The sequence below is a fragment of the Pseudoalteromonas sp. SR44-8 genome (assembly GCF_014163635.1).
In the GTDB taxonomy this organism is placed as follows: domain Bacteria; phylum Pseudomonadota; class Gammaproteobacteria; order Enterobacterales; family Alteromonadaceae; genus Pseudoalteromonas; species Pseudoalteromonas rhizosphaerae.
On sequence record NZ_JACJDS010000008.1, the window covers coordinates 131,234 to 153,114 of the forward strand.

At 40.9% G+C, this 21,881-nt stretch carries 18 protein-coding genes; 16 read left to right on the forward strand and 2 right to left on the reverse strand.

What is annotated here, in order from left to right; all coding sequences use genetic code 11:
* Nucleotides 1–62 precede the first annotated feature (62 nt).
* A complete protein-coding gene (locus H5183_RS05875; RefSeq protein WP_182731177.1) occupies nucleotides 63–992 on the forward strand; it encodes a hypothetical protein in 930 nt (309 codons plus the stop codon).
* On the opposite strand, the gene barA is transcribed toward H5183_RS05875, so the two are convergent.
* On the reverse strand, nucleotides 989–3,754 hold the full coding sequence (gene barA, locus H5183_RS05880) for a two-component sensor histidine kinase BarA (protein ID WP_145240910.1): 2,766 nt from the start codon (nucleotides 3,752–3,754) through the stop codon (nucleotides 989–991). The genes H5183_RS05875 and barA overlap by 4 nt on opposite strands.
* A 98-nt stretch (nucleotides 3,755–3,852) precedes the next feature.
* Between barA and rlmD the strand changes: the two genes are divergently transcribed.
* The 6 genes from rlmD to H5183_RS05910 all read left to right on the forward strand — a co-directional run bounded on the left by rlmD (nucleotide 3,853) and on the right by H5183_RS05910 (nucleotide 12,513).
* Nucleotides 3,853–5,178, forward strand: a complete 1,326-nt coding sequence (rlmD, locus tag H5183_RS05885) for a 23S rRNA (uracil(1939)-C(5))-methyltransferase RlmD (RefSeq protein ID WP_182731178.1) — start codon at nucleotides 3,853–3,855, stop codon at nucleotides 5,176–5,178.
* 8 nt (nucleotides 5,179–5,186) lie between these two features.
* Complete coding sequence (gene relA / locus H5183_RS05890; protein ID WP_182731179.1) at nucleotides 5,187–7,343, forward strand: GTP diphosphokinase; 2,157 nt, start codon at nucleotides 5,187–5,189, stop codon at nucleotides 7,341–7,343.
* An 8-nt stretch (nucleotides 7,344–7,351) separates the two neighbouring features.
* Nucleotides 7,352–8,164 carry a nucleoside triphosphate pyrophosphohydrolase gene (gene mazG, locus H5183_RS05895; RefSeq protein WP_182731180.1) on the forward strand — a complete coding sequence of 271 codons (813 nt, stop codon included), beginning with the start codon at nucleotides 7,352–7,354 and terminating at the stop codon, nucleotides 8,162–8,164.
* Between the two features lie 138 nt (nucleotides 8,165–8,302).
* The gene (locus H5183_RS05900) at nucleotides 8,303–9,937 is read left to right on the forward strand and encodes a CTP synthase (protein WP_145240916.1); all 1,635 of its coding nucleotides are present in this window, start codon (nucleotides 8,303–8,305) and stop codon (nucleotides 9,935–9,937) included.
* Nucleotides 9,938–10,048: 111 nt separating this feature from the next.
* A complete protein-coding gene (gene eno / locus H5183_RS05905) occupies nucleotides 10,049–11,347 on the forward strand; it encodes a phosphopyruvate hydratase (RefSeq protein WP_145240917.1) in 1,299 nt (432 codons plus the stop codon).
* Nucleotides 11,348–11,538: 191 nt separating this feature from the next.
* Complete coding sequence (locus tag H5183_RS05910) at nucleotides 11,539–12,513, forward strand: 2OG-Fe(II) oxygenase (RefSeq protein WP_145240918.1); 975 nt, start codon at nucleotides 11,539–11,541, stop codon at nucleotides 12,511–12,513.
* Nucleotides 12,514–12,527: 14 nt separating this feature from the next.
* Here H5183_RS05910 and mutH read toward each other — a convergent pair whose 3' ends face one another.
* The gene (gene mutH, locus H5183_RS05915; RefSeq protein ID WP_145240919.1) at nucleotides 12,528–13,199 is read right to left on the reverse strand and encodes a DNA mismatch repair endonuclease MutH; all 672 of its coding nucleotides are present in this window, start codon (nucleotides 13,197–13,199) and stop codon (nucleotides 12,528–12,530) included.
* A gap of 427 nt (nucleotides 13,200–13,626) precedes the next feature.
* Between mutH and rppH the strand changes: the two genes are divergently transcribed.
* The 9 genes from rppH to H5183_RS05960 all read left to right on the forward strand — a co-directional run bounded on the left by rppH (nucleotide 13,627) and on the right by H5183_RS05960 (nucleotide 21,875).
* Nucleotides 13,627–14,148, forward strand: a complete 522-nt coding sequence (rppH, locus tag H5183_RS05920) for an RNA pyrophosphohydrolase (protein WP_145240920.1) — start codon at nucleotides 13,627–13,629, stop codon at nucleotides 14,146–14,148.
* A 17-nt stretch (nucleotides 14,149–14,165) separates the two neighbouring features.
* Nucleotides 14,166–16,439, forward strand: coding sequence for a phosphoenolpyruvate--protein phosphotransferase (gene ptsP, locus H5183_RS05925; RefSeq protein WP_145240921.1), 2,274 nt, complete (start codon nucleotides 14,166–14,168; stop codon nucleotides 16,437–16,439).
* A gap of 81 nt (nucleotides 16,440–16,520) precedes the next feature.
* On the forward strand, nucleotides 16,521–17,330 hold the full coding sequence (locus H5183_RS05930; RefSeq protein ID WP_145240922.1) for a sulfite exporter TauE/SafE family protein: 810 nt from the start codon (nucleotides 16,521–16,523) through the stop codon (nucleotides 17,328–17,330).
* 12 nt (nucleotides 17,331–17,342) lie between these two features.
* Nucleotides 17,343–18,146 carry a prolipoprotein diacylglyceryl transferase gene (lgt, locus tag H5183_RS05935; protein WP_145240923.1) on the forward strand — a complete coding sequence of 268 codons (804 nt, stop codon included), beginning with the start codon at nucleotides 17,343–17,345 and terminating at the stop codon, nucleotides 18,144–18,146.
* 15 nt (nucleotides 18,147–18,161) lie between these two features.
* Nucleotides 18,162–19,013, forward strand: coding sequence for a thymidylate synthase (locus H5183_RS05940; protein ID WP_145240924.1), 852 nt, complete (start codon nucleotides 18,162–18,164; stop codon nucleotides 19,011–19,013).
* Between the two features lie 35 nt (nucleotides 19,014–19,048).
* A complete protein-coding gene (gene galU / locus H5183_RS05945) occupies nucleotides 19,049–19,927 on the forward strand; it encodes a UTP--glucose-1-phosphate uridylyltransferase GalU (protein WP_145240925.1) in 879 nt (292 codons plus the stop codon).
* 121 nt (nucleotides 19,928–20,048) lie between these two features.
* Nucleotides 20,049–20,681, forward strand: a complete 633-nt coding sequence (locus H5183_RS05950) for an SPOR domain-containing protein (protein ID WP_259397111.1) — start codon at nucleotides 20,049–20,051, stop codon at nucleotides 20,679–20,681.
* A gap of 119 nt (nucleotides 20,682–20,800) precedes the next feature.
* Nucleotides 20,801–21,394 (forward strand): DUF4402 domain-containing protein, encoded by a 594-nt coding sequence (locus H5183_RS05955; RefSeq protein WP_145240927.1) that lies wholly within the window; start codon nucleotides 20,801–20,803, stop codon nucleotides 21,392–21,394.
* Nucleotides 21,395–21,404: 10 nt separating this feature from the next.
* The gene (locus H5183_RS05960; protein WP_182731181.1) at nucleotides 21,405–21,875 is read left to right on the forward strand and encodes a DUF4402 domain-containing protein; all 471 of its coding nucleotides are present in this window, start codon (nucleotides 21,405–21,407) and stop codon (nucleotides 21,873–21,875) included.
* The last annotated feature ends 6 nt before the right edge of the window (nucleotides 21,876–21,881 follow it).

The window sequence follows — 21,881 nt, forward strand, 5'->3', positions numbered from 1 at the left end:
TAAATGTTCATTTGTTTGTTACTATGAGAGCTTAAGATCTATTTGCGTGACAGGGGATGGTGATGTTTAGTTTAATTGGTTTGACTTGGGCGCTGTCCAGTAATGCGTTTTTGGTGATGGGGGATATGCCATATACTCCAATTGATGAAATGAATTTAGCGCCAACAGGGGCTTTGGGTAAAAAAATAAAAACGACTGAGCATGCTTTTTTGATCCATGTTGGCGATATGAAATCAGGTTCTGAGCCTTGTAAAAATGAGTTGCTTGAGAAGAATAAACAGTTACTTACTTCTTTAACTACGCAGCCATTTATTTACACCCCCGGTGACAATGAATGGGCTGATTGCGACCGAAAAAATCTAATTCCTCGTTATGATGAATTAGAGCGCCTGGTATATTTAAAAACCTTGATGTTTGATGATAAATATCTTGAAAAAGCCAATACCTTAGTTGATTTTCAGCAACAGCCTAGCATGCACGAAAATGCGCGTTGGCGCCTTGCTGATGTAGAGTTTATCACGCTGCATATTGCAGGCACCCACAATGGCCGTCGAGAGGTGTTAAAAAGTGATAAACAACTTGCTTATCAACAAGCTGACACAAGAGACGCCAACAACCTTAATTGGTTAGCGCAAGCAAATCCAACAGCCAAAGGTTATGTGATTGCTTTTCAGGCAGATATTTACACCCATCAAACAGTACAACCGGCATGCAGTAAAACTCAGCCAGAACAGTGTGATGGTTTTAAAGTGTATCGCGATGCTTTGGCGGAATTTGCAAACACAGTAAAAAAGCCGGTATTAGTGATCCACGGTGATACAGGCCCTTATTGTCAGCAACCATTATCCGAAAATTTAACGCGGCTCAATGTACCCGGTGATTTTATGTTTAGTGACATTGCCAAAGTGAGTTTGGTGCAACAAGATACAGATGTAACTTGGCAGATCAACAGTTTAAAAAGTGGTAAACCACTCAAGCGGATCTGCCGTTAATTTTCGGCTAAGCCGGCATCTGTCATCAAGTTTTCAAGTTCGTCTTGCAGCTCAAAAAGCTCTGGCTCAATATAACTTAAATCACAATCGCCTTTTAACGCGGTTTCCAGTGCTTCAGCAAGTGTTTTTAGCTTGGGTACGCCAGTGTAGCAGCAAGCACCGTGAAATTTATGAATAATACTTAGCACATGTTCGCAATCTTGGCTGGCGGTCGCTTCTTCAAGTAATCGCAGAGTTTCTGGCACACTGAGCAACAACATATTAAGCATTTCAAGCGCCAGTTCGTTTTTACCGCCGGCACGTTGCAGTGCTAATGGCCAATCTAGTGATGAGCTAACAAAAGGAGGCTCACTAGCAATCAGGTCATTACGGCTTTTGTCACGTCGCAGCGGTGATTGCGGGCTATGATCACTAATAATCTGTTTCAACATATCTTCATCAATAGGTTTAGTTAAATAGCCTTTAAAACCATCGGTAATAAGTTGCTCTTTTTCGCCCGCTAAGGCATGCGCTGTGACAGCAATAATAGGAGTATCTTCGTTTAAGGATGATTCTAGGATCAGTTTACAGGCGGTAATACCGTCCATAATTGGCATTTGAATATCCATAAAAATAATGTCGTATTTATGGCTTTTGCTCAAACTATAGGCTTGTGAGCCATTATGAGCGGTATCAATAGTTTCAATTTGCTCTTCTAGTAAAGTACAAATTAACTTTAAATTGGCATCATTATCATCAACGACTAATACTTTTAGTGGTAATAATTTCTCGTCATTTTCTTCAATATTATGCACGGGATGATCGAGTCGATAAGGTGCTGCAAGCACTTCACAGAGCTTGCGATGGTTGAGCGGTTTACTTAAACACGCATCTGCACCACAGCCAATATAAGCTTCGCGCATATTGTGCGATACCGAATTAAGCATTAAATACAGATAGTCAGTCGATTCACGGACTGCTTTGATATAGCTTTTTAAGCGTTGCATTTCGTCAACTGCGGCAACATGGCCGATAATACAAATATCGTAATTAAACTCTTTATTTAACTCTTGTAAAAAAGTTTCTTGATCAAAGCACGCTGTGACCTTTGTTTGCCACTCGGTGAGTAAAGATAGCACTGCATGATGGGTATGTTCATGGGGTTCTAGGTATAAAATACGTTTATTTGCGAGAGATTTACTTGGCAAGTCGCTATTATAAATATGGCTTGGTAGTCTAAATACGCCATTAAAAGTAAAGCAGGTACCATTACCCGGCGCTGAGTTTAAAGTAATACGGCCACCCATGGTTTCAACTATGTGCTTGGTAATAATTAAGCCAAGGCCTGTGCCACCAAATTTACGGGTAATGCTTGAATCAGCTTGGCCAAAAGGAGTGAACAAAGCATCTTGTTTATCCATTGGAATGCCAACGCCAGTATCGGTTACTGACACTAACACTGAGGTACGTTCTTCATCAAGTAAACGATGGCCAACATCAATTTTAATTGAGCCTTTTTCAGTAAACTTAATTGCATTACTAATCAAGTTGATCAGGACTTGCTTAAACCTGGTTGGATCACCTGTTATGTTGTCAGGCACTAGTGAGTTGATATAAATCGATAGCTCTAATTGTTTTTCATGCGCACTAGGTGCCAGTAGTGTAAGTACTTCGTTTATTGTGTCTCGTAGTTGAAATTGAATGGACTCAAGTTCCATAGCGCCCGCTTCAAGCTTTGAAAAATCTAAAATATCGCTGATGATAGTCATTAAACTATTGGCTGATAGTTCGATGGTATCGAGGTAATCTTTTTGGTGTTTATTAAGCGGTGTTTTATGTAATTGACGAGTAAAGCCAATGACACCATTGAGTGGTGTGCGTAATTCGTGACTCATTTTCGCTAAAAAGTCCGATTTTACGCGGTTGGCGTCTTGGGCATCGGTTTTAGCAATACTGAGCTGAATATTCTGTGTTTCGTATAATTCTAACGACTCGCGCAAGTCACTGGTTGCCTGATCGATGTGCTTTTGCATTTCATCTTTTTGCATCACCATAGTATCAGAAATGGTGTTTAGCCCTTGGCGTAATAACTCAAACTCGCCCATCATCGGAGCGGTTAGGCCGGTTTCTCTTTTCCCTTCGATTAATTTGTCAGTAGCCAGTACTAACTTATTTAATGGGGTCATAAACATATGGCTAAGCCTGATGGCTAAAATAGCCGCTAACACTAAGGCTAAAATAATCACGATACCGCTGACTAATAATGCTTGTTGCTGACCAATAATCGCTTGGTCTTTGTTGAGCTGAATCACCACAGTGCCAAGAGATGTTTGAAACGCTGCATTATTCCATTGAGCGTCTGGCGTTGAGTGATTGATGATCGGCGTAAAAAATGTAATTAGGTGATCGCTGGGCAGTACCTTGGTGTTTTTTCCTGCTTGCAAGTATTCATTGTGCAGTAGATCATCAAAGTCACGGTGATAGTTACTGGTTAATACCAGTTCATTATGCTCGTCAAAAATTGCGATGGTTTTAATTGCTGGAGAGTGTTTATTATGCGCATGGCTGATCAAACGGTTTAGTAGCTGTTTATTTTTTGCTAATAATGGCTGCTCAATGGCAATCGACAGTGGCTCTGAGATAGTCGCACCTTGCTGATATAAAATTTCATCAAGCTCAATGTAACGATTTATTGTAAAATAGCCGCCAAGTAGTAATCCGATAATCACTGTGGGAATAAGTGTTAGCGTTAAAACTGAGTCGCGCAAACCAAGTTTAGTCATAAGTGAACGTTGTTATCATTATTAGTTAGTTAAAGAGTATATACTTATAAGCTAGTAATCAATCACCCTCGTAGAATCAATATTTAAGGTGTTGCCCGATGGCGCAGTTTTTCCAAGCAAAAAAGAAAACCCTTTCTGGGCAGTCGTTAACTTTAGCCATTTCAGGAATGGATCATCAAGGTCGGGGGATTGCCAAGCATAATAATAAAGTGTGCTTTGTTAACGGTGCACTGACAGGTGAAACGGTTAAGGCCAAACTAACCGAAGATAAAGCTCGTTATAGCGCGGCTAAAACGATAAAAGTTGAGCAGGCCAGTGAAGCACGGGTTAAACCGTTTTGCGAACATTATCAACAATGTGGTGGTTGCCAATTACAGCATTTGCGACTTGATCAACAATTAGTTGAAAAGCAAGTGGCGGTGAGCCAGCTGTTTTCAAAGTTTGCCAAGCTTGATGCAATGAACTGGCAAGCCCCGTTATTGAGCGAGCCGACGCACTACCGTCGCAGTGCGCGGTTAGCGGTGATGTTTGATAAAACCGCAAAAAAAATGCGGGTTGGTTATCGCGCGCAAGGTTCTAAACAAATTGTCAGTGTGCAGCAGTGTGCAGTACTGAGTGACGATTTTGCCGCAATTTTTACTGTTTTTGATCAGTTATTAAACCAATATGGCGAACTTCGCAGTGTTAGCCATATACAATTATGCCAAGCAGATGAGCAAAATTTTGTGGTGATCCGCCACACTAAAAGCATCAGTGATAAGCTAAAAGCAACTGTTGAGCAGCAGGGGCTTGACCATCAGTGGCAAATAATATGGCAAGGAGATACTCAGCAAATTAATCACAGCCATTTACCTATGCCGTTTTATAGCTTACCTGAACTTGGACTAAAATTTACGTTTGGGCTGGAAAACTTTATTCAAGTCAATGCGCAGGTAAATCAAGCTATGCTTTCTCAAGCGGTTGACTGGCTGAATTTAAAAGGGGACGAACAGGTACTAGACCTATTTTGTGGGATTGGTAACTTCGCTTTAGCGCTGGCAAACAACGCAAAAAGTGTAATTGGTGTTGAAGGAGTGGCTTCTGCGGTTGCAATGGCGGCGCAAAATGCGCAAACTAACCATATAGCCAATGCTCATTTTCATTGTTTTGATTTAACACAAACAATGCAGCAAGCTCCGTGGTTTAGTAAAGAGTTGAATGTATTAGTACTGGACCCTTCACGTACCGGTGCCTTAGCTATTTTAGAGCAACTGCCTCTGAAGCAATTTAAAACGATTTTATATGTATCTTGCGACCCTGTGACTTTAGCCCGTGACAGCGCAATTATTACGCAAGCTGCATTTTCACTTGAAAAAATAGGGCTAATGAATATGTTTCCACACACGGGGCATATCGAAACGATGGCGTTATTTCAACGGAGGTAGAGCGCATTATGGTAGCTACTCGGCAATCACACCAACACGACAAACCGGGTGATTTTAGCACACGACTTGGTTTACTTAACTTAACGCAAGAAAAGCGCGAACTATTAAGTAAAGCGAATACCCTTTGCGCTGAACTGCATAATCATCAGCAACAAAATATTGCCATGGAAATGGTCGAAATTTTGGTGGAAATGAATCTCGATGCAGACACCCTCGCTACCGCATATATTACGCCGAGTTTTTTGGCTAATCTAATCGACATCGATACAGTAAGCGATGTGATGGGGAGCCATGTGGCAACTCTGCTAACGGGTGTTGCACAAATGGCTACTATTAGCACTTTGGCTCATCAAGGTACTGGCACCGTTCAAGTTGATAATATACGCCGTATGTTATTGGCGATGGTTGAAGATGTGCGCGCTGTGGTTATTAAACTTGCTGAGCAGGTATGTCATTTACGAGAGGTTAAAAACGCCAACGAAGAAGAGCGGGTGATTGCTGCAAAAGAAACCGCTGATATCTTTGCGCCACTTGCTAACCGGTTAGGGATTGGGCAATTAAAGTGGGAGCTGGAAGATCTATCGTTTCGCTATTTGCACCCTGATGTGTATAAAAATATTGCCAAGCAATTGGATGATAAGCGCCTAGGTCGCGAAGCTTATATGGTAGATATGGTTGAGCAAGTTAAAACTAAACTGGCTCAAGCAGGTATTAAAGGCGAGGTATATGGTCGGCCAAAACATATCTACAGTATTTACAAAAAAATGGCGCAAAAGAATTACGAGTTTGACCAGTTATTTGATATTCGCGCCATGCGTATTGTGGTGGATGAATTGCAAGATTGTTACGGTGCGCTGGGGATCGTACACACCAATTGGCGCCATTTAAATAAAGAATTTGATGATTATATTGCCACCCCTAAACAAAATGGTTATCAATCTATTCATACCGTAGTATTTGGCCCAGAAGGCAAAACGGTTGAAATTCAAATTCGTACCCACGCGATGCACCAAGATGCTGAGCTCGGAGTCGCTGCGCACTGGATGTATAAAGAAGGGGCGTTACCTGGGCGTGGTTCTGGGTATGAGCAAAAAATTAGCTGGTTGCGTAAATTATTGCAATGGCAAGAAGAAGTGGTTGATGGCAGCGATTTAGCCGAAGAGCTAAAAAATCAAGTGGTCGAAGATCGGGTGTATATTTTCACCCCTCGTGGCGATATTTTTGATTTACCGCTGGGCGCAACACCACTGGATTTTGCTTATTATATTCACTCAAATGTCGGTCATCGTTGTATTGGTGCAAAAGTATTTGGCAAAATTGTGCCTTTTACCCATCAATTACACACTGGCGATCAGGTTGAAATTTTAACCCAAAAACAACCGAATCCTAGCCGCGATTGGTTAAATCCATCACTGGGATATATTAAATCATCCCGCGCGAGAGCGAAAATACACCACTGGTTTAAACAACTCGATCGCGATAAAAATCTCAGTGCTGGTAAAGAAATTCTAGATAACGAATTGCAAAAGCTCGATTTGACCTACAAAAACTTAGAGCCGGCTATTATTCGCTATAACTTTAAAGAGTTAGATGACTTAATGGTTGCGATTGGCGCCGGCGATGTGCGTTTAAATCAGTTGCTGAATTTTATCACGGATCGCTCTGATGACGAGCCCGTCATCCGCTTTAAGAACCCGACTAAAATCAGCGGTGATAAAAATGGTATCGTGGTTGATGGGGTTGGTAGTTTAATGAGCCATGTGGCTAAATGTTGCCGCCCAGTTCCTGGTGAGTCAATAATCGGTTATATCACGCAAGGGCGTGGCATAGGTGTGCATAGGACTGATTGTGATTCTTTTAATAATCTAAGAACACAACATCCTGAGCGTGTTATTGCGGTTAGTTGGTCAGACGAAATTAACGGCTCTTATGCTCTGTGTATTAAAATTGAAGCAAGTGACAGAGCTGGGCTTATACGTGATATTAGTTCGGTACTGGCCAATGAAAAAGTTAATGTGCTGAATATGAATATGGAAACCGTAGACGACCGCCAATTAGCGTTGTTTACCATGCAAGTGGAAGTACATGATTTATCAAGTACCAATCGATTACTATCAAAATTAGATCAAATCGAAGGCGTGCATGAAGCAAAACGTAGTCATTAGGAATGTAAATGAACCAGACAACTAATACCTCGACGAATACCTTAACTGAGTTATTAGCCATTATGGCTAAATTACGTGATCCAGCAACAGGCTGCCCGTGGGATTTAAAGCAAGACTTTACATCCATCGTACCGCATACCTTAGAAGAAGCATACGAGGTAGCCGATTGCATTGAAAAAGGTGATTTCGGTGAGCTCAAAAATGAACTGGGTGATTTACTCTTTCAAGTGATTTTTTATGCGCAATTGGCACAAGAGCAAGGGTTATTTGATTTTAATGATGTAATGGCTGGGCTAAATAATAAGTTAGTGCGTCGCCATCCACATGTATTTGCCGATCAGCAAGGGCTGACTGAACAACAACTCAGTGAGCAGTGGCAAACCATAAAAGCACAGGAGCGGGCAGCAAAAGCTGAACCGCAGAGCGACACATTATGGCAAGATATACCTGCAAATCTGCCTAGTTTGAGTAAAGCCAAAAAAATTCAGCAGCGGGTTGCAGGATTAGGCTTTGATTGGCCTAGTTATCATGGTGCATTAGATAAAGTGGCTGAAGAAGTTGATGAAGTAAAAGAAGCGCTCGCGGTTGATCCATTTTCAGCACACAGCGCAGAAGAAATCGGCGATTTATTGTTTGCTACAGTTAATGTAGCACGGCATATTAAACGTGACCCAGAGCAATTATTACGTAGCGCCAACGATAAGTTTTCAGCGCGATTTGAAAAAGTACAAGCCTATTTATGTGAGCGTGGGCAATCGCTTGATACAGCAACCCTTGCTGAAATGGATGCCGCATGGGATGCGATAAAAAAGCAGCAGTAAATAATGCGAAACGCTGAGTGCGTTTTTTGTGCAGAGAATTACTAACTTTCGCTGGATTGATGGCAGTGCCTTTGCTATAATTTCGCCCCGTCTTGATTCTATATTTTTCCTTTTAATTCCTGATATTCTAGGGTTCGCATGAGTACAAAATTTATCTTCGTTACCGGCGGGGTTGTTTCCTCGTTGGGTAAAGGTATTGCAGCAGCATCGTTGGCAGCTATTTTAGAGGCCCGTGGTTTAAATGTTACCATTTTAAAGCTGGATCCTTATATCAACGTTGACCCAGGCACAATGAGCCCAATTCAACATGGTGAAGTATTTGTCACCGAAGACGGCGCTGAAACCGATCTTGATTTAGGTCACTATGAACGTTTCATCCGTACCAAAATGACAAGCCGTAACAACTTCACACAAGGTCGTGTATATGAAGATGTGCTGCGTCGTGAGCGTCGTGGTGAGTACCTTGGTGCAACAATTCAGGTTATTCCACATATTACCAACGATATTAAGCAACGTGTTTATGACGGTGCTGAAGGCCATGATGTGGCACTCGTTGAAATTGGTGGAACGGTTGGTGATATTGAGTCACAACCATTCTTAGAAGCAATTCGTCAGCTTGGCACAGAGATTGGCCGTGAGCGCGCATTGTTTATTCACTTAACGTTAGTGCCATTCTTAGGCCCTGCGGGTGAAGTGAAAACCAAACCAACACAGCATTCTGTTAAAGAGTTACGCTCGATTGGTATTCAACCAGATATTCTTATCTGTCGTTCAGATCGTAAATTACCAAATAACGAACGTGCAAAGATTGCTCTTTTCACTAACGTTGAAGAAAAAGCGGTTATTTCATTACCAGATGTAGACAGCATTTATAAAATTCCTGCGCTATTAAAATCGCAAGAGCTTGATAACTTTGTATGTCGTCGCTTCCATCTTGATTGCCCTGAAGCTGATTTAGTTGAGTGGGAACAAGTGTTATACCAAGAGTCAAACCCAACGGGTGAAGTGACTATCGGTATGGTTGGTAAATACATTGAACTACCTGATGCCTATAAATCTGTAAACGAAGCACTTAAACATGCAGGTCTTAAAAATCGTTTAACAGTAAACATTCAATATGTTGATTCACAAGATGTTGAAAGTAAAGGTACTGAGTTACTAGCTAACCTTGATGCTATTTTAGTTCCTGGTGGTTTTGGTGGTCGCGGTGTTGAAGGTAAAATTTTAGCGGCAAAATATGCCCGTGAAAATAAAGTACCTTACCTTGGTATCTGTTTAGGTATGCAAGTTGCGCTAATTGAGTATGCACGTAATGTTGCAGGCTTATTAGATGCAAACTCAACCGAGTTTAATGCTAACTCGTCAAGCCCTGTGGTTGGTTTGATCACCGAATGGTTAGATGCGGAAGGCAACATTGAAACACGTAGCGAAAAATCTGATTTAGGTGGCACTATGCGTTTAGGCGCACAAAAATGTCATTTAACACCAGGCTCAAAAGTACGTGAAGTATATGGTAGTGATGAGATTGTTGAACGTCATCGTCATCGTTACGAAGTAAACAATAATTTTGTTGAACAGCTTGAAAAAGCTGGCTTGAGTTTCACTGGTTTATCGGAAGATAAGAAGCTAGTTGAAATCATCGAGAATAAAGATCACCCGTGGTTTATTGCGGCTCAATTCCACCCGGAATTCACCTCAACACCGCGTGATGGTCATCCGCTATTTGAAGGGTTTGTTGCCGCTGCGCATATTCATCAAAAAGCGTCATCGTAATATGAATAAGCCGTGCACTATGCACGGCTTATTTGTTTTCAAAGCCGACGGCATTAAGGAAAATTAATAAAGTCGGAGTAGACTCACCATTTTGGGAAAAGAGGAATCAAGATGTCAAATATCGTAAAAGTGATCGGTCGCGAAATTATGGATTCGCGTGGTAACCCAACTGTAGAAGCTGATGTTCATTTAGCTGACGGTTCATGGGGCCGCGCTGCTGCACCATCAGGTGCATCAACAGGTACTCGCGAAGCACTAGAATTACGTGATGGTGATAAAGCACGTTACTTAGGTAAAGGTGTATTAAAAGCGGTTGGTTTTATTAATAATGAAATCGCGACAGCCTTAGCTGGCCAAAATGCACTAGAGCAAAGCACTGTTGACCAAGTAATGCTAGATTTAGATGGTACCGAAAATAAAGAAAAATTAGGTGCAAATGCAATCTTAGCAGTGTCATTAGCAACTGCAAAAGCTGCTGCACAATCTAAAAAAGTAGAGCTTTATGAGCACATTGCTGACTTAAACGGTACACCAGGTGTTTATTCTATGCCGTTACCAATGATGAACATCATCAATGGTGGTGAGCATGCTGATAACTCAGTTGATATTCAAGAATTCATGATCCAGCCAGTTGGCGCTGCCAACTTCCGTGAAGCGCTTCGCATGGGTGCAGAAATATTCCACAGCCTTGCCAAAGTACTTAAAGCTGATGGTCATTCAACCGCAGTGGGTGATGAAGGTGGTTTTGCACCAAACCTTGCCTCTAACGAAGCGGCACTTGCAGCAATCAAAGTTGCTGTTGCTAATGCAGGCTACGAGTTAGGCAAAGACATTACTCTAGCACTTGATTGTGCTGCGTCTGAGTTTTACGACAAAGAAGCAAATATCTACGACCTTAAAGGCGAAGGTAAAAAATTCACGTCAGAAGAGTTTAACTACTTCTTAAAAGATCTAACTGAACAGTACCCAATCGTGTCTATCGAAGATGGCCTTGATGAGTCTGATTGGGACGGCTTTGCACACCAAACAAAATTACTTGGCGATAAGATCCAATTAGTTGGTGACGATTTATTCGTTACAAACACTAAGATCTTAAAGCGTGGTATCGACAACGGTATTGCTAACTCAATCTTAATCAAGTTTAACCAAATTGGTTCACTAACTGAAACGTTAGCTGCAATCAAAATGGCTAAAGACGCTGGTTTCACTGCTGTTATTTCTCATCGCTCAGGCGAAACTGAAGATTCAACGATTGCTGATTTAGCAGTGGGTACTGCAGCTGGTCAAATCAAAACAGGTTCATTGAGCCGTTCTGATCGTGTAGCTAAGTACAACCAATTGCTACGTATTGAAGAGCAATTAGGCGCTAAAGCACCTTTTAATGGTCTTAAAGAAGTTAAAGGTCAGTAATTCTTTTATAAGAAGCTGATTTAAACTTTTGAAAAATCCTCGCAAATGCGGGGATTTTTTTGTTTTGTTAGATGATATTTTATGCAATAAGGTTGTAGGTGTGTAAAGTTTAAATTTAATAGGGGTTTAAGGTTCTTTTTTTGTTGTTTAATTGTTATTTTATTGGTGTAAAAAATAACAGTTAGCAGATTATGAAAAATAACAAGATTACTCATCTACTTAATGCAAAGTATCATGGTGAGCTCCCACCACAACAAAGAATTTTAGATTTTGCTCTTACAGATTCCGAATTTGTCTATCATTGGTTATGTCATGTTGTGTCATGCTCAAGCTGTCCACAAGAACTCGCAATTGTTTTGTGTTTAGCTAAGCACCATGAAATTAAAGCGCTTCAGATATTGACTCATTTTTGGCCAAAGAGAATAGTTAACCATGATACAGTTGATAGTTTTGCAAAGCATTTATCGAGTATGCCTAATGTTATAAGGCAATATGCAGAACCTGATTTGATAAATTTGTGGTCTAGCTTAATTACCCCAGCAGTGCCTCAATCTAGTGGGCAATCAACACCCGTGACGATAATAGAAAGTATGCTAACGGAAGAATTGGCCAACGAGATAATTAAGTTTGCTGCGAAGAGTTTAAGTTTAGCTGCTGTCTATGCAGAGGCGTCTACTAGACAGAGAGTTGCAGATATTAGGGATAACGAGCAACTTATAACGCAATTACCTGTAGGTGATATTTCGGTTGCTATACTACAGCGCCTCATGTGCTCTGATGACTATACTGATTTAGCTTATGCTGAACCTATGGTGGTTTACCGTTATGTTAAAGGCCAACAATATAAGTGGCACTATGATTTTATAACTCCCTCAAACGAAGATGCTAAAAATGAGCTAAATTTTTTCGGGCAAAGGCAACGTACACGTATTATTAATTTAAATGAGGGGTTTGGCGGCGGAGAAACGGCCTTTAAAGATTGGAATATAAGCGTAAAAGCTAAACAAGGGCAAATTATTAAGTTCAATAATATGTTTGATAATAAAGTGGACAAAAAGTCAGTACATAGCGGTAAACCAGTGTTATCGGGGGAAAAATGGATATGTACGCTGTGGATGCGAGAGAAGCCATTTTGGCTACGCGCATCTATATGGCATAAAGATTAACATTTAACGGATGATCACAGCTGAAATTGCTGCTTCAAAATCTGCCCTGTAAAGCTGGTTTTTAAATAAAAACCACGGGGTAGGGTTTTAATAATTTGCCCGTTTGGACCGATTGCATCGGTGACTATTCTGCTGTTAGCTGCTTTTGGGCGAATTTGCATCGCATCCCCTAAATGCCCTGAGATCTCATCAATACGTCCCAGTGCAATCAACTCCATTTGCTCTTCCCAGTCTCGCTGTAACTGCGCATCTTGCTCAGCGGAGGGTTGCCATAAAAAGCCACTGCCAATGGTCCTATCAAATGGCACAATGTCTCGCTCGCCTAGAATGGGTAGCCACAAGACATGATTGAGTTTTTTACGCACATTACTTTGCTGCCATGTCATACCTGTGACATTCAATAACGGTGTCACAGACACAAAAGTGGTCTCTAATGGTTTGCCTTTATATGAGATTGGTAACGTTTTAAGTTCAATCCCGAGCTCTTCAAAATCAGGGGTTGGTTTGGAACCTGCCGTTGCACCTAATGCATATTCAATCAATTGTCCCGTCCAGCCTTTTTCCTTTAATAAATGCTCAGGTGTTTTAAACTGATAATGACTTGCTAATTGGCCTAATGTCAGCCCTGAAATGTTGCTAACACGTTGCATTAATTCATTGATTGAATGTGGTTTTATCGGTTTCATAGCGAGTTATTTGGTTGTATAAATTCACTACTCATGATAGCAAAAGAGTTTAACCGTGGATATCTTTGCGTTTGGGTGTTTTTTGTTCAGTGATAGTTTGCTGTGTTTTTAGGCAAGGTGAAACTTGCTGACTTTAAGCTTAATGTATTGAATTTAATGGTTTTTAACTGTTAAATTTGCAAAGCCTTTAAGCTGTGTTGAAAACTTGTTGGGATAAATACATAACTATGAACAATGTTATCCACAGAAACTGTGGAAAAGGCAAGTTATTGGATCTGTTATTGTGGATTTGTTTGCAAAATGAGCTGCATAAACTAAAGTTATGCACAAGCTGTGAGTAAGATGCGTAAAACTCTGAATATTGTTTGCCGTATTGCAGGTAATGTGGAACAATCATTAAAAATCGACTTACAAATGAGGCACTAAGGTGATTGATGCCGAAGGTTTTCGTGCCAATGTCGGAATTGTAATTTGCAATAATCAGGGACAGGTCTTTTGGGCCAGACGTTATGGTCAGCATTCTTGGCAGTTTCCTCAAGGTGGTGTTGATAGTGGCGAAACAGCAGAGCAGACCATGTTTCGTGAATTACACGAAGAAGTCGGCTTGCGTCCTGAAGATGTAGAAATTGTCGCAAGTTCAAAACATTGGTTACGTTATAAATTGCCCAAGCGTTTGATCCGCCGAGACTCCAGTCCGGTGTGTATTGGGCAAAAGCAAAAATGGTTTTTATTGAAACTGCGTTGTAAAGACGAAGACGTCAACTTACTAAAAACACATCATCCGGAATTTGATGATTGGCGGTGGGTAAGTTATTGGTATCCGGTAAGGCAAGTTGTATCGTTTAAACGCGATGTTTATCGCCGTGTTATGAAAGAATTCGCACCCTTTGCGATGCCTTTTAATAAACGTGAACAGTCCAAAGATACTTGGCGCCATAAAGGTAAATAATATAAAGGAGCAGTATTATGCTGGCTACACTCAGAGCTATTGCCGAGTCCGTTTCGCAACAAGCGAGTTTGGATAGTGCGCTAGCATGTTTTGTTGAAATGGTGAAAGATGCCATGAAAACTGAGTGCTGCTCCATTTATTTTGCTGATTACAGTCAAGATAATTTTGTATTAATGGCAACCAGAGGGCTTAATCCCGCAGCCGTGGGTAAGTTTAGAATCGGTTTTACCGAAGGTTTAGTTGGCTTAGTAGCACAACGAGAAGAACCTATTAATATTGCCTTTGCCAAGTCTCACCCCCGTTTTAAACTCTCTCCTGAAGTGGACGAAGAAGGCTTCAACGCATTTTTGTCTGTGCCTGTAGTTCATCAAAAAAAAGTACTGGGCGTTATTGTTGTACAACAGAAAATTGCCCGTGTATTTAGTCAAGATGAAGAGTCTTTTTTAATTACGTTATCTGCGCAACTAGCGTCGCAATTAGCCCATGCAGAAATCAAAGAAGTTCTTCGCCAAGATGAGTTTTCTCATCAGACCTCGGTGCTAAAAGGGGTTTCTAGCGCGCCAGGAATTGCGATAGGGCAGGCGTTTGTTATTCTGCCGAAACTTGACTTTAAATCGATAGAATTAAAAAAAGACGATAACTGTATTGAGCAACGCCGCTTATTTACTCAAGCTGTTGCTGCAACCCGCAAAGAATTTAACACCTTGTCGATGACTCTTAGCGATTCCATCCCTAAAGAAGCGTTGGCAGTATTTGAGGTGTATCAGCAACTACTGGATGCAAAAAGTTTAGGGCAGAATGTTGAAGCACAGCTGCAAGAGGGCTGGTGTGCAAAAAGTGCATTGAAAATAGTGATCGAACGATTGATCTCCCAATTCAATGCCATGCAGGATCCTTATATCAAAGAGCGTGCGGTTGATGTTAAAGATATCGGCCTGCGCGTACTGCATCACCTCGTAAATACTGAACACGCAGTAAAAAGTTATCCTAAAGATACAGTACTGATCGCTAATACTTTAACCCCAGCCATGCTTGCAGAAGTGCCTAAAGGCCATTTAGTTGGCGTGGTGAGTGTTAACGGTGCGGCAAATAGTCATGCGTCAATTTTAACCCGTGCCATGGGGATCCCTGCAATTTGGGGTATTGAAGATTTACCGTTATTGCAGTTTGATGGTAAACCAATGATTTTAGATGCATACGCAGGGCGATTATATATTTCGCCTTCGCAAATGCTACAAGATGAGTATTTACAATTACAGCACCAAGAAAGTCTATTAAACGACAAGTTTGTGGCTGAGCAAGAATGCGATGCAGTGACATTAGATGGCGAGCATATTAGCTTGTTGCTCAATGCTGGTTTGGAACTCAATACTGAAAAAGCTAACACCAAAGTCTGTGATGGCGTTGGCTTATACCGAACTGAAGCCTGGTTTATGCAAAAAGGCCAGTTTCCATCACAAATAGAACAAGAGAATTGGTATCGCGAAGTATTAGCCAGTTATCATCCAGAACCTGTAGTGATGCGTACGCTTGATATTGGTGGTGATAAAGCACTTGATTACTTTGATATTACTGAAGAAAACCCATTTTTAGGCTGGCGGGGTATTCGTGTCACATTGGACCACCCAGAGATCTTTTTAGATCAGCTCAAAGCCATGGTTAGAGCAAATATTGGTTTAGGTAATTTAAAAATTATGCTGCCAATGATAAGCGGTACCGAAGAGGTTGATGAATCTTTAGCGTTGTTAGAGCAAGCCTATTTTGAACTGGAAGAAAAATACCCAGAGCAAGCCATTGAACGCCCAGAGATTGGCGTAATGTTAGAAGTCCCTTCAAGTGTATTTATGCTCCCTGAATGGTCTAAAAAAGTAGATTTTTGTTCTGTGGGTAGTAACGATTTGACGCAATACTTACTTGCCGTCGATCGTTCTAATGCGCGTGTTGCTGATTTATTTAATCCCTATCATCCTGCGGTATTAAGAGTACTGCAAAAAGTTGCAAAAGAGTGTCAGCAATATGAAATGTCCTTTAGTTTATGTGGTGAATTAGGTGGCGATCCTGAAGGTGCAATACTGCTGATTGCGATGGGTTATCGACGCTTGAGTATGAACTACTCATCATTAAGTAAAGTTAAATGGGTATTAAGACGTTTAAAAGCCAGCGATATGGAAGCATTACTGGCGGAGTGTTTAGCACAATCTACTGCAAAACAAGTGCTTAGGTTAACGCGTAATTTTATGATTGAGCATCAACTTGGTGAATTATTTTATACCCCAAATCAGGCTTCTTAGTAGCCTAAACGAGTGCTGTAAAGATTCGATATAATCGATTAGTATATGCATATAATAAATTCAATTTTATAAGAGTGTACGATGCATGATTTAGTTATCCTGATTATCAGCTGCGCGCTATTAGGTTGTGTGGTTGGTTTTTTAGCTGGGTTATTAGGCATTGGCGGCGGATTAATTATTGTGCCAGTACTGAGTTCATTATTAGTGCATTTTAATGTTGTTGCGGTTGATCATGTACTGGTTATTGCTATTGCTACCTCGCTTGCCTCTATTTTATTCACTTCAACGTCATCTGCATTAGCGCACCATAAGAATCAAAATGTGCCATGGGAAATTGCGCCTTGGGTTATGTCTGGCGTTGGACTTGGTGCTCTGATCAGTGGTTTTGCCGCGAGTTTAATTCCAGAACAGTTATTACGCATCGTTTTTGCTGTTAGTGTGGTGTTTATTGCTGCTCGTATGGTGTTGTCTGCTCGTAATAAACCTGTCGCGGTCAAACCTATGCCAAGAGGCCCAATTATTGGCGCTATTAGTGCAGTGATGGGCGGATTATCAGGTTTGATTGGTATTGGTGGCGGCGCATTGATTGTGCCGCTACTACATTATTTTTCAGTTGATATTAAAAAAGCCATAGGCTGCGCGGCAGCATGTGGCATTGTGATTGCGTTATTTGGCTCTGTGGGGTATATCAGCGCTGGTTGGCAAGTAACCGATTTACAACATGGCTTTGCAGGTTTTGTGTATTTACCAGCATTATTAGGTATAGTAATAACTTCGTGGTTTATGGCACCAATTGGAGCCAAAGCAACGCATTATTTACCTGTTTCAACGATAAAAAAAGTGTTCGCGGTGTTACTGGTTATTATCGCGCTTCAAATGGTTTTTAGTTAAGGTTTAATTTTTATGGCTCTTGAATTTCCAGACATCAATCCGATTATTTTCTCTGTCGGTCCTCTCAGCGTACGTTGGTACGGTTTAATGTATTTAATTGGTTTTGCTTTTGCGATGTGGTGGGCAAATAGGCAAGCGGCTAAACCTAACTCGGGGTGGACAAAAGAAGAGGTCAGTGATTTACTGTTCTACGGTATGTTGGGAGTCATTCTGGGTGGTCGGATTGGCTATGTACTGTTTTATCAATTTAGTTATTTTTTAGAAAATCCACTGTATTTATTTAGAATCGATCAAGGTGGTATGTCTTTCCACGGTGGCACTTTAGGGGTGATAACCGCTATTTGTGTGTTTGCCTGGACACGTAAAAAACAGTTACTTGCAGTGGGGGATTTTGTTGCTCCGCTAGTGCCGGTTGGCCTTTTAGCAGGGCGTATTGGTAACTTTATTAACGGCGAATTATGGGGCAGAACTACCGATGTACCATGGGCTATGGTATTCCCAACTGGTGGTCCACTGGCGCGTCACCCATCACAGTTGTATGAGGCATTTTTAGAAGGCCTAGTGCTGTTTATTATTCTGTATGTGTTTACAAAAAAGCCACGTCCAGCGGGCAGCGTAGGCGGATTATTTTTACTAGGCTACGGGGTATTTAGATTTTGCGTTGAGTACGTACGTGAACCCGATGCGCATTTAGGTTTATTTGGCGGCTTTATTTCAATGGGGCAAATATTGTCATTGCCGATGGTCATCGCAGGCCTAGGTTTGATAATATGGGCGTATAAAAAGCCACAGCCAGCTGTTGCCAGCAAAGCTTAATAAAAGAAGTTAACAATGAAACAATATTTAGAATTATGTCAGCGCATCGTTGATGAAGGCGTATGGGTTGAAAATAAACGTACAGGAACTCGTTGCTTAACGGTTATCAATGCCGAGCTTGAGTATGATGTGGCAAATAATAAGTTCCCAATGATCACTACCCGTAAAAGTTACTACAAGGCGGCGATAGCTGAATTGTTAGGTTATTTACGTGGTTATAGTAGCGCTGCGCAATTTCGTGACATAGGTTGCATGACTTGGGATGCTAATGCCAATGAAAACCAAGCATGGTTAAATAATCCGAACCGCCAAGGTGAGGATGACATGGGCCGAGTATATGGCGTACAAGCTCGTGATTGGCAACGCCCTGATGGCACTGCGTTAGATCAGTTGAAAAAAGTCATTGATAATTTAAAAAATGGTGTGGATGACAGAGGCGAGATCATCACTTTTTATAATCCGGGTGAATTTGAGTTAGGGTGTTTGCGCCCATGTATGCACACGCATACTTTTTCGCTTCTTGGCGATACGCTTTATTTAACCTCGTATCAGCGTAGTTGTGATGTGCCACTTGGTTTGAACTTCAATCAAATTCAATGTTTTGTATTGCTTGCACTGGTCGCGCAGATCACTGGCCACAAAGCAGGTAAGGCCTATCATAAAATCGTTAATGCCCATATTTATGAGAACCAACTGGAATTAATGCGCGATGTGCAGTTACAGCGTGAGCCATTTGCATCACCTACGTTGACGATTAATCCAAATATTAAATCACTCGAAGATATCGAAACGTGGGTCACCCGTGATGACTTTGAGGTAAATGGCTATCAATGCCACGATGCAATTAAATACCCGTTTTCAGTGTAACAATTAATAAGCATCATAGTTTTAAGGAGAGAATAATGAAAGCAGTGATCCCAGTTGCAGGACTTGGCACCCGTATGTTGCCAGCTACTAAAGCTATTCCAAAAGAGATGTTACCGATTGTAGATAAACCCTTGATTCAATATGTAGTTAATGAAGCGGTTGCTGCGGGTATTAAAGAAATTGTATTAGTGACTCACTCTAGTAAAAACTCTATTGAAAACCATTTTGATACCAGCTTTGAGTTAGAAGCAACGCTAGAGAAGCGGGTTAAACGTCAGTTACTTGCTGAAGTACAAGCTATTTGTCCAAAAGATGTGACAATTATTCACGTTCGCCAAGGTGAAGCAAAAGGGTTAGGGCACGCAATAAACTGCGCTGCGCCGATTATTGGTAACGAACCGTTTGTGGTTATTTTACCAGACGTAATTATTGATGACGTTGAAAGCGATCTTCAAAAAGATAATTTAGCTGAAATGATTACTCGCTTTAATGCAAACGGCGAAAGCCAAATAATGGTTGAGCCTGTGCCTATGCAGGATGTTGATAAGTTTGGTGTGGTCGATTTAGGCGACGTAAAGCTTGAACAAGGGCAAAGCGCAGCGATCCTTAATATGGTTGAAAAACCTCCTGTGCATAGCGCACCATCAAATTTGGCTGTGGTAGGTCGTTATGTGCTAAGTAAAAATATTTGGCCATTACTTGCAAAAACTCCCGCAGGCGCCGGCGACGAAATTCAGTTAACAGACGCAATTGCTATGTTGATGGAAAAAGAATCTGTTGCTGCTTATGCGATAAAAGGGCGTAGTCATGATTGTGGTAGTAAGTTGGGCTATTTAAAAGCTACTATTGAATTTGCACTGCGTCGTGATGAATTTAAAGATGAACTAAGTGATTTTATTAAAACCTTAGTTTAAGCTCATTTATTGAGCCTAACTTATAAAAGTGCCTTAGTGGCACTTTTTTATTGCTTAAAAATCCTGAAACTGGCACTGACTTTGCTTATAATATGGCATTATTTATTTTTGATGCTAACAGATGATGTGTTTTAAAAAGCAAGCTTGGTATACCACAGTGTTGGTTACAGCAACTGTCTGGCTTAGTGGGTGCAGTAGTATTAATGCTAACTCGGTGGAACAGCAGCCTGCATTAATTTCTGATCAACAAGTCAAAGAGTATGTTCAGCAATGGCACTCGCAACAAGAGAGTATTACTCGTTTAGCTGCGATGGAGGAAGACTTGCAACTATTAATAATGGCACTTTCCTCTCAAACTGATATTGCAGAAAACCCAGCGATGCTTCGCGATGATAATGTTACGGTGGCTCATTATGCTGAAAAAAAACAGACCCCTGATACTGCTAACTCCTCAAAAAAGATCGAAAATCGCCCCCAGCCACTGTATAACAATTCACTGCCAGGCGCGCAACTTGGGCTGTATTTAAAACCGCAAAGAGTGAGAACGCAAATAACAAAGTTACAGCAGCAATATCCACAGGCATTTAGCCAATTAGATTTTGTAATGACTGAGCGTCAAAATAAAGGTGTTACCATGTATGGGTTACGAGTTGGGCCATTTCAAAATTATACTGAGGCCAATCTATTTTGTTCTTTAGCGCAAAGTTTAGGCCAAAAATGCCTGAGTGCTCCGTTTGTTGGTGAGCCACTTTAACTAAGCCAGTTATTTATCTGATTTTTATGTAATTAATCTTAAAGTAATTGTTCTAATTGCCGATAAATCTTATGATAGGGGCTCTTTATGGTAATGCCCCATTTTTATAAGGATTTAATATGAAACGATCTCTTGCTATTATTAGCGCTTTTTCTTTAATTCACTCTTTTCCTACATTAGCGACAAGCGCTGACTTTTCTGCAACAGTTAAAGTACAAAACACTGTTGTTTTAAGTAAGGGGGAAGATCTTAGTTTTGGTACTATACGTGCTGTAGCACAAGCTGATGGCGTCAAATTTGCGACACTGACAATTAACCCCAACCCTAATGCAGCAATTAAAACCACTAAAAATGATGACGGAGATGCTTTAATTTCAGTCATTGAAGAAGGTTCACCTGCTACTTTTACAGTGTCAGATGTAGTACCTAATGCGGCACTTACTATTACTAAACCAGGCACAGGAAGGCTTGAATCTGCATCAAAAGGAGCGGGTGAGCCGCAATTCTCAATTGATGGTTGGAAGTTCTTTATTACTAGTGGACCAAACATAAACACGGCTTATGACGAGACAACGCCAAACTTAATCGCCAGTGAAAAAGGTGAAGTTGAATTTGCTATTGGTGCCACATTGTCTACAGATAACTTAGTAACAACAGTACCTTACAAAGATGTTGAATACACAGGTACTTTCCAAATCGAAGTCGCTTATTAAATCGCTTCTAGTGCGACTTTTACCTTATGCAGTGGCTGTAAGTATTTTAATTTACAGCCCTAACCATTTCGCAAATACCATAGAGCAACAGTCGCTTGATTTTGGCACGTTAGTCATACCAAGTAACAGTAATGTTAGTTCCGTGATAATCAAAGCGAACGGTGACATAAATACTATGGGTAAAATTTATGTACTAGAGAAAGGACGACCTGCTGAGCTATTACTAACCGATTTCCCTGCACATACAGAATTAACTATGCAATTAGTTAATTCTGTAACCTTACAGCACAACGCACAGGGTAGCAGCAGCGCCGATTTTGAAGTACGTCTTAATGGCTTTCCAAAATCTACCATCACTGATGATTTAGGTGAGGCGAAAGTGTTTATAGGCGGCACATTAATAACAAAACCTAGTAGTAAAAGCTATTCCGATGGCGACTACTCCTCAACTACTAACCTAGAAATTTCGATTGACTACTAAGGACTG

Coding starts and splice junctions, on each gene's coding strand:
- lgt (WP_145240923.1), top strand. CDS start 17,343: ATGGCTCTTGAATTTCCAGACATCAATCCGATTATTTTCTCTGTCGGT.
- eno (WP_145240917.1), top strand. CDS start 10,049: ATGTCAAATATCGTAAAAGTGATCGGTCGCGAAATTATGGATTCGCGT.
- H5183_RS05950 (WP_259397111.1), top strand. CDS start 20,049: ATGATGTGTTTTAAAAAGCAAGCTTGGTATACCACAGTGTTGGTTACA.
- H5183_RS05900 (WP_145240916.1), top strand. CDS start 8,303: ATGAGTACAAAATTTATCTTCGTTACCGGCGGGGTTGTTTCCTCGTTG.
- H5183_RS05955 (WP_145240927.1), top strand. CDS start 20,801: ATGAAACGATCTCTTGCTATTATTAGCGCTTTTTCTTTAATTCACTCT.
- H5183_RS05910 (WP_145240918.1), top strand. CDS start 11,539: ATGAAAAATAACAAGATTACTCATCTACTTAATGCAAAGTATCATGGT.
- H5183_RS05940 (WP_145240924.1), top strand. CDS start 18,162: ATGAAACAATATTTAGAATTATGTCAGCGCATCGTTGATGAAGGCGTA.
- galU (WP_145240925.1), top strand. CDS start 19,049: ATGAAAGCAGTGATCCCAGTTGCAGGACTTGGCACCCGTATGTTGCCA.
- mazG (WP_182731180.1), top strand. CDS start 7,352: ATGAACCAGACAACTAATACCTCGACGAATACCTTAACTGAGTTATTA.
- rlmD (WP_182731178.1), top strand. CDS start 3,853: ATGGCGCAGTTTTTCCAAGCAAAAAAGAAAACCCTTTCTGGGCAGTCG.
- H5183_RS05875 (WP_182731177.1), top strand. CDS start 63: ATGTTTAGTTTAATTGGTTTGACTTGGGCGCTGTCCAGTAATGCGTTT.
- relA (WP_182731179.1), top strand. CDS start 5,187: ATGGTAGCTACTCGGCAATCACACCAACACGACAAACCGGGTGATTTT.
- H5183_RS05930 (WP_145240922.1), top strand. CDS start 16,521: ATGCATGATTTAGTTATCCTGATTATCAGCTGCGCGCTATTAGGTTGT.
- barA (WP_145240910.1), bottom strand. CDS start 3,754: ATGACTAAACTTGGTTTGCGCGACTCAGTTTTAACGCTAACACTTATT.
- ptsP (WP_145240921.1), top strand. CDS start 14,166: ATGCTGGCTACACTCAGAGCTATTGCCGAGTCCGTTTCGCAACAAGCG.
- mutH (WP_145240919.1), bottom strand. CDS start 13,199: ATGAAACCGATAAAACCACATTCAATCAATGAATTAATGCAACGTGTT.